General features: G+C 70.6%; 14 protein-coding genes. 7 read left to right on the top strand and 7 right to left on the bottom strand.

Annotated elements, in window-relative coordinates; translation table 11 throughout:
- The first annotated feature begins 124 nt into the window (after nt 1–124).
- From lplT to AVS7_RS01270, 4 genes are all read left to right on the top strand, one after another.
- Nucleotides 125–1402 carry a lysophospholipid transporter LplT gene (gene lplT / locus AVS7_RS01255; RefSeq protein ID WP_020226691.1) on the top strand — a complete coding sequence of 426 codons (1278 nt, stop codon included), beginning with the start codon at nt 125–127 and terminating at the stop codon, nt 1400–1402.
- Nucleotides 1403–1460: 58 nt separating this feature from the next.
- Nucleotides 1461–2333 carry a DMT family transporter gene (locus AVS7_RS01260; RefSeq protein ID WP_020226692.1) on the top strand — a complete coding sequence of 291 codons (873 nt, stop codon included), beginning with the start codon at nt 1461–1463 and terminating at the stop codon, nt 2331–2333.
- Between the two features lie 99 nt (nt 2334–2432).
- Nucleotides 2433–2708 carry a hypothetical protein gene (locus AVS7_RS24225; protein ID WP_020226693.1) on the top strand — a complete coding sequence of 92 codons (276 nt, stop codon included), beginning with the start codon at nt 2433–2435 and terminating at the stop codon, nt 2706–2708.
- Nucleotides 2709–2768: 60 nt separating this feature from the next.
- Entirely contained in the window at nt 2769–3257 is a 489-nt protein-coding gene (locus AVS7_RS01270; protein ID WP_034689671.1) for a glutathione peroxidase, read from the top strand.
- Here AVS7_RS01270 and AVS7_RS01275 read toward each other — a convergent pair whose 3' ends face one another.
- The 5 genes from AVS7_RS01275 to AVS7_RS01295 all read right to left on the bottom strand — a co-directional run bounded on the left by AVS7_RS01275 (nt 3258) and on the right by AVS7_RS01295 (nt 8760).
- Nucleotides 3258–4013 carry a ProQ/FINO family protein gene (locus AVS7_RS01275; protein WP_082176311.1) on the bottom strand — a complete coding sequence of 252 codons (756 nt, stop codon included), beginning with the start codon at nt 4011–4013 and terminating at the stop codon, nt 3258–3260.
- Nucleotides 4014–4061: 48 nt separating this feature from the next.
- Nucleotides 4062–5297 carry a glycolate oxidase subunit GlcF gene (glcF, locus tag AVS7_RS01280; RefSeq protein WP_020226696.1) on the bottom strand — a complete coding sequence of 412 codons (1236 nt, stop codon included), beginning with the start codon at nt 5295–5297 and terminating at the stop codon, nt 4062–4064.
- Between the two features lie 12 nt (nt 5298–5309).
- Nucleotides 5310–6086: a YoaK family protein gene (locus AVS7_RS01285; protein WP_020226697.1), complete on the bottom strand. Its 777-nt coding sequence runs from the start codon at nt 6084–6086 to the stop codon at nt 5310–5312.
- A 2-nt stretch (nt 6087–6088) separates the two neighbouring features.
- On the bottom strand, nt 6089–7192 hold the full coding sequence (gene glcE, locus AVS7_RS01290; RefSeq protein ID WP_020226698.1) for a glycolate oxidase subunit GlcE: 1104 nt from the start codon (nt 7190–7192) through the stop codon (nt 6089–6091).
- 80 nt (nt 7193–7272) lie between these two features.
- Nucleotides 7273–8760: an aldehyde dehydrogenase gene (locus tag AVS7_RS01295; protein ID WP_020226699.1), complete on the bottom strand. Its 1488-nt coding sequence runs from the start codon at nt 8758–8760 to the stop codon at nt 7273–7275.
- Nucleotides 8761–8852: 92 nt separating this feature from the next.
- Between AVS7_RS01295 and AVS7_RS01300 the strand changes: the two genes are divergently transcribed.
- The 3 genes from AVS7_RS01300 (at nt 8853) to AVS7_RS01310 (ending at nt 11636) form a co-directional block, all read left to right on the top strand.
- A complete protein-coding gene (locus tag AVS7_RS01300; protein WP_020226700.1) occupies nt 8853–9845 on the top strand; it encodes a tripartite tricarboxylate transporter substrate binding protein in 993 nt (330 codons plus the stop codon).
- A gap of 14 nt (nt 9846–9859) precedes the next feature.
- A complete protein-coding gene (locus tag AVS7_RS01305; protein WP_024000755.1) occupies nt 9860–10840 on the top strand; it encodes an aldo/keto reductase in 981 nt (326 codons plus the stop codon).
- Between the two features lie 73 nt (nt 10841–10913).
- Nucleotides 10914–11636 (top strand): IclR family transcriptional regulator, encoded by a 723-nt coding sequence (locus tag AVS7_RS01310; RefSeq protein WP_034689675.1) that lies wholly within the window; start codon nt 10914–10916, stop codon nt 11634–11636.
- On the opposite strand, the gene AVS7_RS01315 is transcribed toward AVS7_RS01310, so the two are convergent.
- Both AVS7_RS01315 and AVS7_RS01320 read right to left on the bottom strand, forming a co-directional pair.
- Nucleotides 11633–13705, bottom strand: coding sequence for an acetate--CoA ligase family protein (locus AVS7_RS01315; RefSeq protein WP_020226703.1), 2073 nt, complete (start codon nt 13703–13705; stop codon nt 11633–11635). The genes AVS7_RS01310 and AVS7_RS01315 overlap by 4 nt on opposite strands.
- A complete protein-coding gene (locus tag AVS7_RS01320) occupies nt 13702–14676 on the bottom strand; it encodes a tripartite tricarboxylate transporter substrate binding protein (protein WP_020226704.1) in 975 nt (324 codons plus the stop codon). Before AVS7_RS01320 ends, AVS7_RS01315 begins: the two co-directional genes overlap by 4 nt.
- Nucleotides 14677–14691 lie beyond the last annotated feature (15 nt).

Consider the following 14691-nt stretch of genomic DNA (forward strand, 5'->3'; position numbering starts at 1 on the left):
GGGGCGAGGGGGGCCATTCTGGCATCGGCGCTGCGGATGCGCGTGATATAACCGCCCGTCGCTCCTCGGAGTGTTTCGATTTTTCACAGTCCATCAGCCCCACTGATGGACCCACAGCCATCCGATGAAGCGCGGTTTCTACACCATCATGTCGGCGCAGTTCTTTAGCTCGCTGGCCGACAACGCCTTGTTCGTGACCGCGGTGGAGTTGCTGCGCACCAGCGGCGCAGCCGAATGGCAGCGCGCCGCCCTGGTGCCGATGTTCGCCCTGTTCTACGTGGTGCTGGCCCCCTGGGTGGGTGCGTTCGCCGACTCCGTGCCCAAGGGGCGGGTGATGTTCATCAGCAATGCCGTCAAGGTGGTGGGCTGCCTGATGATGCTGTTCGGCTCACACCCTCTGCTGGCCTACGCGGTGGTGGGCCTGGGCGCGGCGGCCTACTCGCCGGCCAAGTACGGCATCCTTACCGAGCTGCTGCCCGCGTCCCAGCTCGTCAAGGCCAACGGCTGGATCGAGGGGCTGACCATCACCTCCATCATCCTCGGCGTGCTGCTGGGCGGCCAGCTCGTGGCGCCGCACATCTCCAGCGTGCTGCTGGGCCTGGACGTGCCGGGCGTCGACCTGGGGATCGACCTGCCGGCCGAGGCGGCCATCATGGCCCTGGTGCCGATCTACGCGCTGGCCGCCTGGTTCAACCTGCGCATCCCGCTCACGGGCGTGGAAATGCGCCCCATGCCGAGCAACCCCGCCCTGCTGCTGCCCGACTTCTGGGCCTGCAACGGGCGCCTGTGGCGCGACAAGCTGGGGCAGATCTCGCTGTCCACCACCACGCTGTTCTGGGGCGCCTCGGGCAACCTGCGCTACATCGTGCTGGCCTGGAGCGCCGCGGCGCTGGGCTACAGCACCACGCAGGCCTCGGCCCTGGTGGGCGTGGTGGCCATCGGCACGGCGGTCGGCGCGGTGCTGGCCTCCATGCGCATGCGGCTGGACGTGGCCACGCGCGTCATCCCGCTGGGCATCGCCATGGGGCTGCTGGTGATGCTGATGAACTTCATCGGCAGCATCTGGCTGGCGATCCCCTTCCTGATCCTGCTGGGCGGACTGGGGGGGTTTCTCGTGGTGCCCATGAACGCGCTGCTGCAGCACCGGGGCCACAACCTGATGGGCGCGGGCCGCTCCATCGCCGTGCAGAACTTCAACGAGCAGGCCGCCATTTTGGGCATGGGCGCGTTCTACAGCCTGTCCACCAAGTTCGGGCTGTCGGCCTTCGGCGCCATCACCGCGTTCGGCCTGGTCGTGGCCGGCGTGATGTGGGTCATCCAGCGCTGGCACGCCCACAACCTGGTCCACCACAGCGAGGAGGTGGCGCACCAGATCGCCATCGCCCGCCACGACCACCACTGAAACTCCTGTTTTGATAGCTGCCAGCGCTTGACCAGCAAGCGCTGGAGGCATATTTTGCATGCAATCGCCGCTGCCCGTCCTCGCCCTGCTGTCCAATGCCTTCATCTGGGGGCTGGCCTGGTGGCCTTTCCGCGTCATGCACGGCGCAGGGCTGCACCCGCTGTGGGCCACGGCGGTGATGTACTGCGGCGTGCTCGCCCTGCTGCTGGCGCTGCGCCCGGGCATCTGGCGGCAGGTGTGCGCGCACCCGGCACTGTGGATGCTGGCGCTGAGCTCGGGGCTGAACAACGTGGCGTTCAACTGGGCCATCACCATCGGCGACGTGGTGCGCGTGATCCTGCTGTTCTACCTCATGCCCGCCTGGGCCGTACTGCTGGCCTGGCGCATCCTGGGCGAGCGGCCCACGCCGCAGGCGCTGGCGCGGCTGCTGCTGGCCTTCGCCGGGGTGTTGCTGGTGCTGTGGCCCGCCGAGGGCGGCGCGCAGCGCCTGGCCGCCGCCCTGAACCTGGCCGACGCACTGGCGCTGCTGGGCGGCTTCATGTTCGCCCTCACCAACGTCCTGCTGCGCCGCATGCACGCGGTGCCGGGCCAAGCGCGCATGTTCACCATGTTCGGCGGCTGCATGCTGATGGCGCTGGCGGCCGCCGCTGCGGGCCACGCGCTGGGACAGGTACCGGGGTTTCCGCCGTTCGACGCCACCTGGGCGGGCGTAGCAGCGCTGCTGGCGCTGCTGCTCATGGCGGGCAACTGGGCGCTGCAGTTCGGCGCCGCCCGCCTGGCGGCAGGCACGACGGCGGTGGTCATGCTGTCGGAAGTGGTGTTCGCCAGCGGCTCCTCCATGCTGGCGGGTGCCGCGCAGCCCACGCTGCGCACCCTGCTCGGCGGCGTGCTGGTGATGGGCGCCGCGCTGCTGGCGGCGTTGCGCCGATGAGCCTGGCGCTGTAAGCCAACGCCGCGAATGGCCGGCCCGGGGATGGACGGGCTGCACCCGGCCGCCTAAATTGGGGCATCCCCTTGCAGGAGCCTTCCCATGCCGTCTTTTTCCCGCTGCCTCCCCGCCACCCTGGCCTTAACCGCCGCAGCCTTGCTGAGCGCGTGCGACCGTACCAAGGACACCCCCACGCCCAGCCCGGCGCCCGTGCCCGCGCCGGAGATGACCAGCCCGTCCACGTCCGCTCCCACGTCTGACAGCCATCCCTCCGAGCCCAGTCAGCCGTCCGCCGCCCCCGCCTCCACCTCGGCACCGGCACCCGGCGAGGGCGAGGGAGCCCCCGCGAACATCGACCTGTCCAAGGACTCGAAGTAGCCGGTCCAGCGGCGGGCCGGTGCGGCGTACCATGGTGCCCGCCACTAACAGGAGACTTCCATCCCCACCACCGCCCACGATTTCGAAGCCCAGACCATCGATGGTCGCACGGTGCCTCTGCGCGACTATGCCGGCCAAGTGCTGCTCATCGTCAACACCGCGAGCGCCTGCGGCTTCACGCCGCAGTTCGCCGGCCTGCAGGCGCTGCATGAACGCTATGCCGCGCGCGGGCTCGTAGTGCTCGGGTTTCCGTGCAACCAGTTCGGCCGCCAGGATCCAGGCAGCAACGCGGAGATCGCGGGCTTCTGCCAGCGCAACTACGGCGTGGACTTTCCCATGATGGCCAAGATCGACGTGAACGGCCCCGATGCCGCGCCGCTGTACCGCTGGCTCACGGCCGAAGCGCCCGGGCTGCTGGGCACCAAGGCCATCAAGTGGAATTTCACCAAGTTCCTGGTCGGACGCGACGGCGAGGTGATCCGCCGCTACGCGCCGCAGGACAAGCCCGAGGCGCTCGCCCAGGACATCGAGGCGGCGCTGGCCGCCTGATCAGGAACCCGCCGCCGCGCGGCGCTGGCGCGCGCGCTCCAGCGTCTGGCCCGCCTGGCGCGCCGGCAGGCCGTACATGTCGGCGAAGGCTTCGGGGCTCTGGCCGCTGGCCTCGAACGCGCGCAGCAGCGCCTCGTCCTTCGCTGCGCGCGCTGCGGCCTCCTGGAGCGCTTCGTCGAGCAGGGCGTTGGCCTGCTCGTCACGGCCGCGCACGCGCTCGTCATAGTCCTCGCGCGTGAGGCCCGAGGCTTCGAAGGCCTGCACGATGCGGCCCCGCAGCTTGGCCGTCAGGTCCTCCCCGCCGCGCTGCTGGCGGCGGCGGAAGACTTCGAGCAGCGCGTGGTGCACGTGCTCGGGCGCCATGGCCTCCACCGGCTGGCCCTGCAGGTCGTGGCGCTGCTGCCCGGCCGCCACGGCCGTCAGGTAGCGCGTCGAGCGCGTGTGGATGGACAGCGCCAGCTTGAGCGCATCCTTGTCGATGGCCTCGCCGTGCGCGGCCAGTAGGTCCTGGAAGATGCCGCGCTTGAGCGGCAGCAGCGTGGCGCCGAACAGGTGCGGATGCCACTGGGCGAGCTGCTCCAGCAGCGGGTGCGTGCGCCGCGGCGCCGCGGGCTTGGCCTGCTCTGGCGCGGCGGCGGCGCCGGCGGCTTGGCGCCTGCCGCCGCGGCGGCGGCCACGGGCAGCGGGCTGCGCGCCCTGCGGCACGGGGGCGGGAGATGCTTCAGGTGCGGGAGGGACGGTCACGGAGTCGGTCATGAAAAAGCGCGCCATGGCTCACGCGGCGCTGGTCTCGAAAACCCGCCATCATGCCAGCGCTTCGTCCAGCACTTCCACCCAGTGCTTCACGGGCAGGCCCGTGCCGCTTTGCAGATGGGTGATGCAGCCCATGTTGGCCGATAGGATGGCCGCGGGGGGCGCGTCGGCGAACGCCTCGCCCAAAGCGCCCAGCTTGCGGTCGCGCAACTGGTGCGACAACACGGGGTTGAGCACCGAGTACGTGCCCGCCGAGCCGCAGCACAGGTGCGATTCAGTGCGCGCCGTGCGCAACGTGAAGCCCAGGGCCTGCATGTGCCGCTCCACGCCGCCGCGCAGCTTCTGGCCGTGCTGTAGCGTGCAGGGCGGGTGGTAGGCGAAAGGTGCGGCGGCGGGCCGCACGCGCGCGCGCAGCGGCTCCACGAGGTCGGGCAGCAGCTCCGACAGGTCGCGCGTGAGGGCGCTGATGCGTGCGGCCTTCTCCGCGTACTGCGGCTCGTGGCGCAGGAGGTGGCCGTATTCCTTCACGGTGACGCCGCAGCCCGAGGCATTCATGACGATAGCCTCCACCTCGCCGCTTTCCACGTGGGGCCACCACGCATCGATGTTGGCGCGCATCTCGGCCTTGCCGCCGTCCTGGTCGTTCAGGTGGAACTTCACCGCGCCGCAGCAGCCGGCCTTGGCCGCCACCACGGTCTGGATACCCGCCGCGTCGAGTACGCGCGCCGTGGCGGCGTTGATGTTGGGCGCCATCGCGGGCTGCACGCAGCCGGCGAGCATCAGCACCTTGCGCGCATGGGTGCGCGTGGGCCAGGCGCCCGCGTCCTGTTGGGGCGGCACTTTCTCGCGCAGGCGTTCGGGCAGCAGGCCGCGCACGGCCCGGCCCACGGCCATCGCGGGGCCGAACAACGGCGAGGGCAGGCCTTCCTTGAGCGCCCAGCGTGCGGCCTTCTCGCCCACGGGGCGGGGCACCTTGTCCTCGACAATCTTGCGGCCGATGTCCACCAGATGCCCGTACTGCACGCCGCTAGGGCAGGTGCTCTCGCAGTTGCGGCAGGTGAGGCACCGGTCGAGGTGTTCCTGCGTCTTGCGCGTGGGCTCCGCCCCTTCGAGCACCTGCTTGATGAGGTAGATGCGCCCGCGCGGGCCGTCCAGCTCGTCGCCCAGGATCTGGTAGGTGGGGCAGGTGGCGGTGCAAAAGCCGCAGTGCACGCATTTGCGCAGGATGGCCTCGGCCTCCTGCCCTTCGGGCGTGCCCTGGTACTGGGGTGCGAGTTGGGTTTGCATGTGGGGTTCTCTTTATCGTGGTTCGGGCGCGCGGCGTGCGCGCCACCAGTGGGCCAGCCGGCCGGAATCGGCTGCCAGCGGCGGCAGCGAGAGCGCGAGCAGGATGGACGCCAGCGGCACCACCCAGATGAAACCCACGTGCTTGAAGCCCGCCGCGCCCACCACGCCGCCCGCAGTGAACATGGCCAGCAGGCTCGCGTAGAGGCGCAGGCGCGCATGGTTGGCGCGCACCTGGGTTTCGGGCGGCGTGCCGCTGCGGTTCCAGTACAGGGCCTTGCCCATCTCGATGCCCAGATCGGTCACCACGCCGGTCATGTGCGTGGTGCGGATCTGCGCGGACGACATCTTGGTCACCACCGCGTTCTGCAGCCCCATGATGAAGGCCAGCAGCAGCACCGTGAGCGGCACCGCGAACGGCGTGGGCCAGCCCAGCGTGATCGCGCCCATCAGGCCGAACAGCAGCATCAGCACGGCTTCGAGCAGCAGCGGCAGCGCGAAGCCGCTGCGCAGGCGCTGGTGGCGCGCCCAGTTGACCATGATGGCCGTGGTGCCCGCGCCCGACATGAACGCCCACAGCGTGCCCACGGCGCCCAGCACCAGCGCCATGTTGCCCAGCACGAGGTTGTCGCCCACGGTGGAGAGAAAGCCCGTCATGTGCGAGGTATAGGAGTGCACGACCAGGAAGCCCCCTGCGTTCACCGCGCCCGCGTTGAAGGCCAGCAGCAGGCCCAGCGTGCGGTTGGTGACCGAGGTGCGGTGCCGCCCGGTCAGGTGGCGCAGCAGGCGCATGGCTACGCCATGACGCGGCCGGGGTTGAGAATGCCCGCCGGGTCGAACGCCTGCCGCAGGCGCTGGTGGATCGCGGCGAGCGCAGGATCCGCATCGAATCCGGCCTCAGCGTCCTCCCCAAAAGCGCCGGCAGCTATGAAAACAGAAGCACTTCCGCCCGCCTGCGCGGCCAGTGCATGCAGCGCGTCGCCATGCTCCGGCGCCGCCTGCACCCAGCGCAGCCCGCCATGCCACTCCACCAGCGGCGGCGCGACACCGGCGGGCAGGTGGAGCACCGGCGCCGTCTGTGGCACGGACAGGCGCCACAGCGCATGGCCCTGCGCGCGCTCGGCGAACCACGGCAGGCGCTGGTCGCGGCAGGCCTGCCAGTCATCCGCCACGCCGGGCGCATCCTGGCGCTCGCCGCCCATGGTGCGGCAGGCCGCCTCCACGGCGGCGTTCGCACCGCGCAGGCGCACGTAGAGCGTGCCCACGCCAGCGTCCTCCACCCAGCAGCTCGCGTTGAGCGGCAGCGGCTGGCCGCCCCAGGCGTTCAGCCGCGCGAGCGCATCGGCCTGGCTGCAGACGAAGCGCAGCGTGGTTTCCGCCGGGGCGAAAGGCAGCACCTTGAGGCTCACCTCGGTGATCACGCCGAGCTGCCCCCATGCCCCCGCCATGAGGCGCGAGACGTCGTAACCCGCCACGTTTTTCATCACCTGCCCGCCGAAGCGCAGCAGTTCGCCCTGGCCGTTGACGATCTCGATGCCCAGCACGTAGTCGCGCACCGCGCCCACGCTGGCACGCGCCGGGCCACTGAGACCCGTAGCCACCATGCCGCCCACGGTGCCGCCGGGGCCGAAGCGCGGCGGCTCGAACGGCAGGCACTGGCCCTGGGCGGCCAGCAGTTCCTCCAGCTCGGCCAGCGGCGTGCCCGCGCGCACCGTCACCACGAGCTCGCTCGGCTCGTAGCTCACGATGCCCGCGAGCGGCCGCATGTCCAGCGGCTCGCCCGCGCGCGGCGCGCTGCGGTGGAAATCCTTGGTGCCGCCGCCGCGAATGCGCAGCGGGGCGTGGCGCGCGGCGGCGTCGCGCACGCGGTCGATGGTCTGGCGAAGGGCTACGTCCATAGAGGGCGATGGTACTGCCGCACCCTGCGCCAGCCCCGCGCGGCGGTTTTGATTTTTTTGAACGGAAAGCGTGAACGCGATCAGCGGCGCACGAACGGGTTGGGCACTTCGAGGTCGGTGGAGATCCACACCGCCTTGGTTTCCAGGTATTCCTTGATCGCCTCCACGCCCGACTCGCGGCCGATGCCCGAGCGCTTGTAGCCGCCGAAGGGCGTGGTGAAACTGGTGGCGCGGTAGTTGTTGACCCACACGGTGCCCGCGCGCAGGCGCGACGACATCAGCATCGCGCGGTGCAGCGAGCGCGTCCACACGCCCGCCGCCAGGCCGTACTGCACGTCGTTGCCGATGCGGATGGCGTCCTCCTCGTCCTTGAACGGGATCACCGCCAGCACGGGGCCGAACACCTCTTCCTGCGCGATGCGCATGTCGTTGCGCACCCCCGTGAAGATGGTCGGCTCGATGAACCAGCCCGCGCCCAGGTCGCCGCGCGCCTTGCCGCCCAGCACGCAGCGCGCGCCCTCGGCGCGCGCGATGTCCAGGTAGCCCAGGATCTTCTCGAACTGCGGGCGCGTGGCGATGGGGCCGATGCGCGTCTGGGGGTCGGTGGGGTCGCCCAGCCGCGCGTCCTTCACGAAATCGACCAGGCGCTCCACCAGCGCGTCGTGGATCGATTCCTGCACCAGCAGGCGCGAGCCCGCGATGCAGGTCTGCCCGGCCGCCGCGAAGATGCCCGACACCACGCCCTTGGCGGCTTGATCCAGATCCGCGTCGTCGAACACGATGTTGGGCGACTTGCCGCCCAGCTCCAGCGTGACCGTCTTCAGGCCCCGCGCCGCCGCCTCGTAGATCTTCTGGCCCGCCATCTCGCCCCCCGTGAAACCCACGTGCGCCACCAGCGGGTGGGCGACCAGGGGCTCGCCCACCTCGGCGCCGAAGCCCGTCACCACGTTGACCACGCCGTCGGGAAAGCCCGCTTCCTTGAAGAGCTGCGCGAACAGCACGGCCGACGGCGAGGTGAATTCCGAGGGCTTGATCACCGCCGTGCAGCCCGCCGCCAGCGCGGGCGCGAGCTTCCAGCTCGTCAGCGTGAGCGGCGAATTCCACGGCGTGATGATGGCCACCACGCCCTTGGCCTCGTAGCGCGTGAAGCAGGTCACGCCCTTCTTGTCGGTGGGGATCACGTGGCTTTCCACCTTGTCGGCCAGGCCCGCGTAGTAGCGGAAGTAGTCGGCCACGTAGCGCACCTGCGACGTCACCTCGGCCGCGAGCTTGCCGTTGTCGCGCATCTCCACCTCGGCCAGCCTGGCCGCATCACGCCGTAAAAGTTCTGACAGACGTAACATGATTTCGCCACGCTGCGTGGCGCTCATCTGCGACCACGGGCCCGATTCGAACGCCTGGTGGGCGGCGCGCACCGCCCTGTCCACGTCGGCCGCGTTGCCGCGCGCCACAGTAGCCCAGGTCTGGCCCGAGAAGGGGTTCTGCGTCTCGAAATAAGCGCCGCTGGCCGGGGCGGCGTCCTGGCCGCCGATGTAGTGCTGGAACTGGGGAAGGGCTGGAGTGTTCATGGCTGGAAGGGGGAGAGTTACGTGGTTTTGTTGCATTGTGCAGAACTATGTTCTATTATTTAAGCACTTTTCACTGTCAGGAGACTGTTCCCATGCACCGCTTCCCTTCCCGCCGCGACGTCGCGGCCCTGGCCGCAGGCCTCGCCCTGTGCGGCTGCGCCTTCGCGCAGGCCGGCGACGGCGCCGCCTTTCCCACCCAGCCCATCCGCATGGTGGTGGGCTTCCCGGCCGGAGGGCCGACCGACGTGTCCGCGCGCCTGATCGCCGATTCGCTCTCGCGCTCGCTGGGCCAGCCCGTGGTGGTGGACAACAAGCCCGGCGCCAACGCCACGCTGGCGGCCGAGCTGGTGGCGCGCGCCAAGCCCGACGGCTACACCATCCTCATGGCCGCCACCAACCACCCCATCAACGCCTCGCTGTACAAGAACCTCAAGTTCGACAGCGACAAGAGCGTCTCGGCCATCACGGCGGTGGCCGTCGCGCCCACGGTGCTGGTGGTCAACCCCAAGTTCCCCGCCAGGACGTATGCCGAATTCATCGCGCTGATGAAAGCCAACCCCGGCAAGTACAGCTACGCCAGCGCGGGCAGCGGCGGCACGCCCCATCTGTCGGCCGAGATGTTCAAGAGCCTCACCGGCACGTCCATCGTCCACATCCCCTACCGCGGCGCGGCGCCGGCCGTGACCGACCTCATCGGCGGCCAGGTGGACATGTCCTTCGCCACGCTGGGCTCGGTGCTGCCGCAGCTGCGCGCCGGCCAGCTGCGCGCGATCGCCGTGGCCGCGCTCCAGCGCAGCCGCCTGCTGCCCGACGTGCCGACGTTCGAGGAATCGGGCCTGAAGAACTTCCGCCTCGACTCCTGGTACGGCCTGCTGGCCCCGGCCGGTACGCCCAAGCCTGTGATCGACCGCCTGTATGCCGAGACCCTCAAGGCCGTCTCCTCCAGCGACTACCAGAGCAGGCTCAACGCCGCCGGCCTGGAGCCCGTGACCGACAGCAACCCCGCGGCGTTCGGCGAACAGCTGCGCCAGGAGATCGCCACCTACGGCGCGCTGGTGCGCGCGAACCACGTCTCCATCGACTGATGACAGCGCCCGCCATGCCCTCCCATCCGCTCTCCGACGCGCCGCCGCCCTACGTGCTCGGCACCATGGCCCTCACGGGCTACTACGGCGCCGTGGCCGAAAGCCAGGCCGCCGCCACCATCGCGCGCTACCTCGACGTGGGCGGCCGCTGCATCGACACCGCCGACCTCTACGCCAACGGCGGCAACGAAGCCCTGGTCGGCCGCTGCCTGCAGGGCCGGCGGCAGGGCGTGCTGCTGGCCACCAAGTTCGGCTACACCTTCGGCGAGCGCGCCGACCAGCGCGGCCTGGACGCGCGGCCCGAGCGCGTGCAGCCCGCGTGCGAAGCCAGCCTGCGCCGCCTGGGCGTGGAGCACATCGACCTGTACTACCTGCACCGCGTCGATCCCAACGTGCCCATCGAGGACACCTGGGGCGCCATGGCCCGCCTGGTCGAGCAGGGCAAGGTGCGCGCCCTGGGCCTGTGCGAGGTGGGGCCGCACACCTACCGGCGCGCGGCCGCCATCCATCCGGTGGCCGTGGTGCAGTCCGAATACTCGCTCTGGAGCCGCGAGCCCGAGGAAGAGATGCTCGAATTCCTGCGCGATGCGGGCTCGTGGTTCTTCGGCTACGCCTCGCTGGGGCGGGGCTTCCTGAGCGGACAGGTGCGCCGCCCCGAGGATTTCGAGCCCGGCGACCAGCGCCGCGACATGCCGCGCTTCCAGGGCGAGAACTTCCGGCGCAACATCGAGCTGGTGGACGCGCTGCAGCAACTGGCGCGCGAGATGGGCGTCACGGCCGCGCAACTCGCGCTCGCCTGGTGCCGCCGCCAGGGCCTGGCCAGCCCCGTCGCCGGGGCCACGCTGCCGGAGCACATCGACGATGCGCAGCGCGCCATCGCGCTGCAGGTACCCGCCGAAGTCTGGGCCCGCATCGACGCCGTTTTTCCGCTGGGCGCGGCCACGGGCGAGCGCTACAACGCATCGGCCATGAAGCGCCTGGAGACGGGCCGCTGAACATACGGGGCGATGGCACAATGGCGCGGCCGCGATCGCGGCGCCCAACCGATGCGAGAGCCCCGTACAAGTCATGAGTGAAGAAACTGGCGTTGCGGCCGTGGACCGGGCGCTGAGCATCCTGGCGGCCTTCAGCCCCAACGACCGCAGCCTCACGCTGACCCAGATCGCCGAGCGCACCGGCCTGTACAAGAGCACCGTGCTGCGCCTGATCGAATCCCTCGCGCGCGCCCACTACCTCGTGCGCATCACCGACGGCAGCTACCAGATCGGCCCCAAGCCGCTGCAGCTCGGCGCCATCTTCCAGCGGCAGTTCCACACCTCGGAACACGTTCCCCCCGTGCTGCGCGAACTCGTCGCCCAGCTCGGCGAAAGCGCTTCGTACTACGTGCCGGCCCAGAACGGCCGCATCTGCCTGCACCGCGTGGACGCGCCGCGCATGATCCGCGACGCCGTGCGCGAAGGGGACTGGCGGCCGCTGGAGAACGGCGCGGCCGGCACCATCATCCTGGCCTTTCGCGGCACCCCGGGCGACCGCCTCGACCGCGTGCGCCGCGAGTTCTGGGCCGCATCGCTCGGCAACGAGGTCGATCCCGAACTCGCCGCCGTGTCCGTGCCCGTGTTCGCCGCCAGCGGCGAGATCGCCGGCGCCCTGAGCATCTCCGGCCCCCGCTACCGGCTGGAGGAGCTCGGCACCCGCAGCTTCGTCCCCGCGCTGCTCGCCGCCGCCCGGCGCCTGTCGGCGAGCTTCGGGGCCGATACCAGCGTCTATCCCGCGCAGGAAGACGCCCGTTAAGAGCGCTGGAACACCAGCGCGTCCACCGCCATCACGCCCTGCCCCTCGGGCAGGATCAGCAGCGGGTTGACCTCGGCCTCGACGATGCGCATTTCAGGCTTGAGCGCCAGTTGCGAGAGCGCGCTCACCGTGCGCGCCAGGGCTTCCAGGTCGCCGCGCGCCTTGCCGCGCAGGCCCGTCAGGGGCTTGAGGGCATTGACCTCGGCGACCATCTCGCGCGCCGTCTCCACCGTGACCGGGGCGAGGCGGATGCTGCGATCCTTGGCGACCTCGGCCCAGATGCCGCCGGCGGCGAGCATGACGATGGGGCCGGCGTCGGCATCGACGCGGTAGCCGACGAGCACTTCGGCCAGCCCTTTTTGCATGGGCTGCACCAGCACCGTGTCGCACGCGACCTGGGGCGCACGCTCGTCGAGGTTGCGGCGCAGCGTCGTCATGGCCTCGGCCAGTTCCTCGCTGCTCCCGATGTTCAGCAGCACGCCGCCAACCTCGGTCTTGTGCGGGATCTCGGCCGAGCAGACCTTGGCGACCACGGGGTAGGCGAAGGGCAGCGGCGGCGGCGCCTCGCCGAAGCGGCACAGGGCCACGGGCGCGTGCGACACGCCGAGCTGATCGAGCACGCCGTAGGCGTCGGCCTCGCTCAAGGTCTGCGCGGGGCCGGGCGCGGGCAGCACGGGCTCCTGCCCCGGCGGGCGGCGCGCCAGCACGGCGGCGATGGCGTCGCCGCAGGCCTCGGGCGTGCGGAAGCACGGCACGCCGGCGGTGGTGAGCGCGGCCAGGGCTTCGGGCGCGTCGGGCACGAGCATGGCGGCGAGGGGCTTGGGGCTGCCGTCCGCGCATTCGATGATGGGCTTGACGGCCAGTTGCGGCTGGAAGCGCGCGGACGAACCGACGACGGCCAGCACCAAGTCGAACTCCGGCGCGGTGAGCAGGATGTCCAGCGTGCCCTTCATGGTCTCGTATTTGGTGCCCGCGAGCGTCATGTCGAGCACGCGGCCCGGCGTGCAGGGCAGGCCGGCCTGCTCCAGCCGCCTCAATGTTTCGTTTGATGGCGGCTCCACGATCACGCCGCGGATGCCGAGCTGCTCCACCGCCATCGCCGCGCCGCCGCCCGTGGTGGTGACGACGCCGACGCGCCTGGGTTGGCTTGCCAAAGGAATGCGCCGCGCGAGCGGAAAGGTTTCGAGCAGTGCTTCGAGCACGCCCACGCGGGCCACGCCCATGTCTTTCAGGAATGCGTCGGCGACGTCGTCCTCGCCCGCGATGGCGCCGGTGTGCGTGGTGGCCATCTCGGCGGCGGCCGCCGAGCGGCCGAGCTTGTAGGCGATGACGGGCTTGCCCACGCGCTGCGCCGCACGCGCGAAGGCGCGCAGCGCGGGGCCGTGGCGCAGGCTCTCCAGGAACAGCAGATAGCCTTCGATGCCAGGGTCATCCAACGTGGCGGCGCAGATCTCACCCACGTTCAGATCCACCTCGCTGCCCACCGACACCAGCCCCGCGAAGCCCACGCCGCGCGCCTTGCCGCGCGAGACCAGCGCGCCGATCATGCTGCCGCTGTGCGAGGCGACGAACACCTTGCCGGGCGGGATGTCCGGCTCGGCGAAGGCCGCGTTGGCGGTGAGCACCAGGCCCGTGCGCGGGTTGACCACGCCCAGGCTGCTGGGGCCGAGGATGCGGATGCCCGTTTCGCGGGCGATGGCGCGCAGTTCCTCTTCGCGCGCCGCGCCTTCAGAGCCGGATTCGGAAAAGCCGCTCGCCAGGATGGTGACCACGCGCACGCCCAGCGCCGCGCATTCGCGCACGGCGGGGATCACCGTCTCGGTGGGCGTGAGCACGAATACCTGGTCGGGCACCTCGGGCAGGCTCTGCAGGCTGGGCCAGGCCTTCAGGCCCTGGATCTCGTCGCGCCGGGGGTTGATGGGGTAGATGCGGCCCGCGAAGCCCGAGCGCTGGAGGAACTGCACGGGGCGCCCGCCCATCTTGCCCACGTCGTCGGAGGCGCCGTAGAGCGCCACGCTGGCCGGGTGCAGCAGCGCCTGGGCCAGTTGGCTGTCGTTGTCTGAAGTCATTGCATTTCGATCTTGATGGCCTTGAACTGCTCGGCCCAGTGCGCCACTTCGCGCTGGATGTCGGCGCGGAATTCCGCGGGGCTGCTGCCGATCACGATGGCGCCCTGCGATTCGAGCTTGCTGCGGATCTCGGGTACTTGCAATGCCTCGACGGCGGCGGCGTGCAGCTTCTGCACGATGGCAGCGGGCGTGCCCGCCGGGGCCAGCAGGCCGTTCCACGAGTCGGAGATCATCGCGGGGTAGCCCGCCTCGGCGAACGTGGGCACATCGGGCAGGCCCGACAGGCGCTGCGGCCCGGCGACGGCCAGGGGCTTGACCTTGCCCGCCTGCAGGTGCGGCATGGCGCCGGTGGCGGTCATGAAGGCCATGTCCACGTGGCCCGCGATCAGGTCGGTCATCACGTTGCTCGCACCTTTGTACGGGATGTGCGTGAGCTTGACGCCCGCGAGCTTCTGGAACAGTTCCGTCGCCATGTGCTGCGAGCCGCCCAGGCCCGTGGTGCCGTAGGTGAACTTGCCCGGCTCTTTTTTGGCTGCCGCGACCAGTTCCTTGACGCTGCCCACGCCCCAGTCGGGCCGCACACCCAGCACGCCGGGTGCGGACGAGAGCTTGGAGATCGGCTCGAAGCTCTTGGCGGCGTCGAACTTCAGGTTCTTGTAGACATGGCTGTTCATGGTGAGCGGCGCGGCCGCCACCAGCAGCGTGTAGCCGTCGGGCGCGGCCGCCGCCACGGCCTCGGACGCGATGTTGGAGCCCGCGCCCGCGCGGTTGTCCACCACGAAGGGCTGGCCCAGCTTGGTCTGCATGTGCGCCGCGACCATGCGCGCGACCGCGTCCGTGGGGCCGCCGGCGGAATAGCCGACGATGATGCGCACGGGCTTCGAGGGATAGGCCGCATCGGCCAGTGCGGGGCCGGCGAGCCCCAGTGTCAGCGCCGCGCATGCGGCCTGTGCGAGTTGGCGACGGTTCATGTTCTGTCTCCTTGA

The sequence above is a fragment of the Acidovorax sp. MR-S7 genome (genome assembly GCF_000400995.2).
Taxonomy (GTDB): domain Bacteria; phylum Pseudomonadota; class Gammaproteobacteria; order Burkholderiales; family Burkholderiaceae_C; genus MR-S7.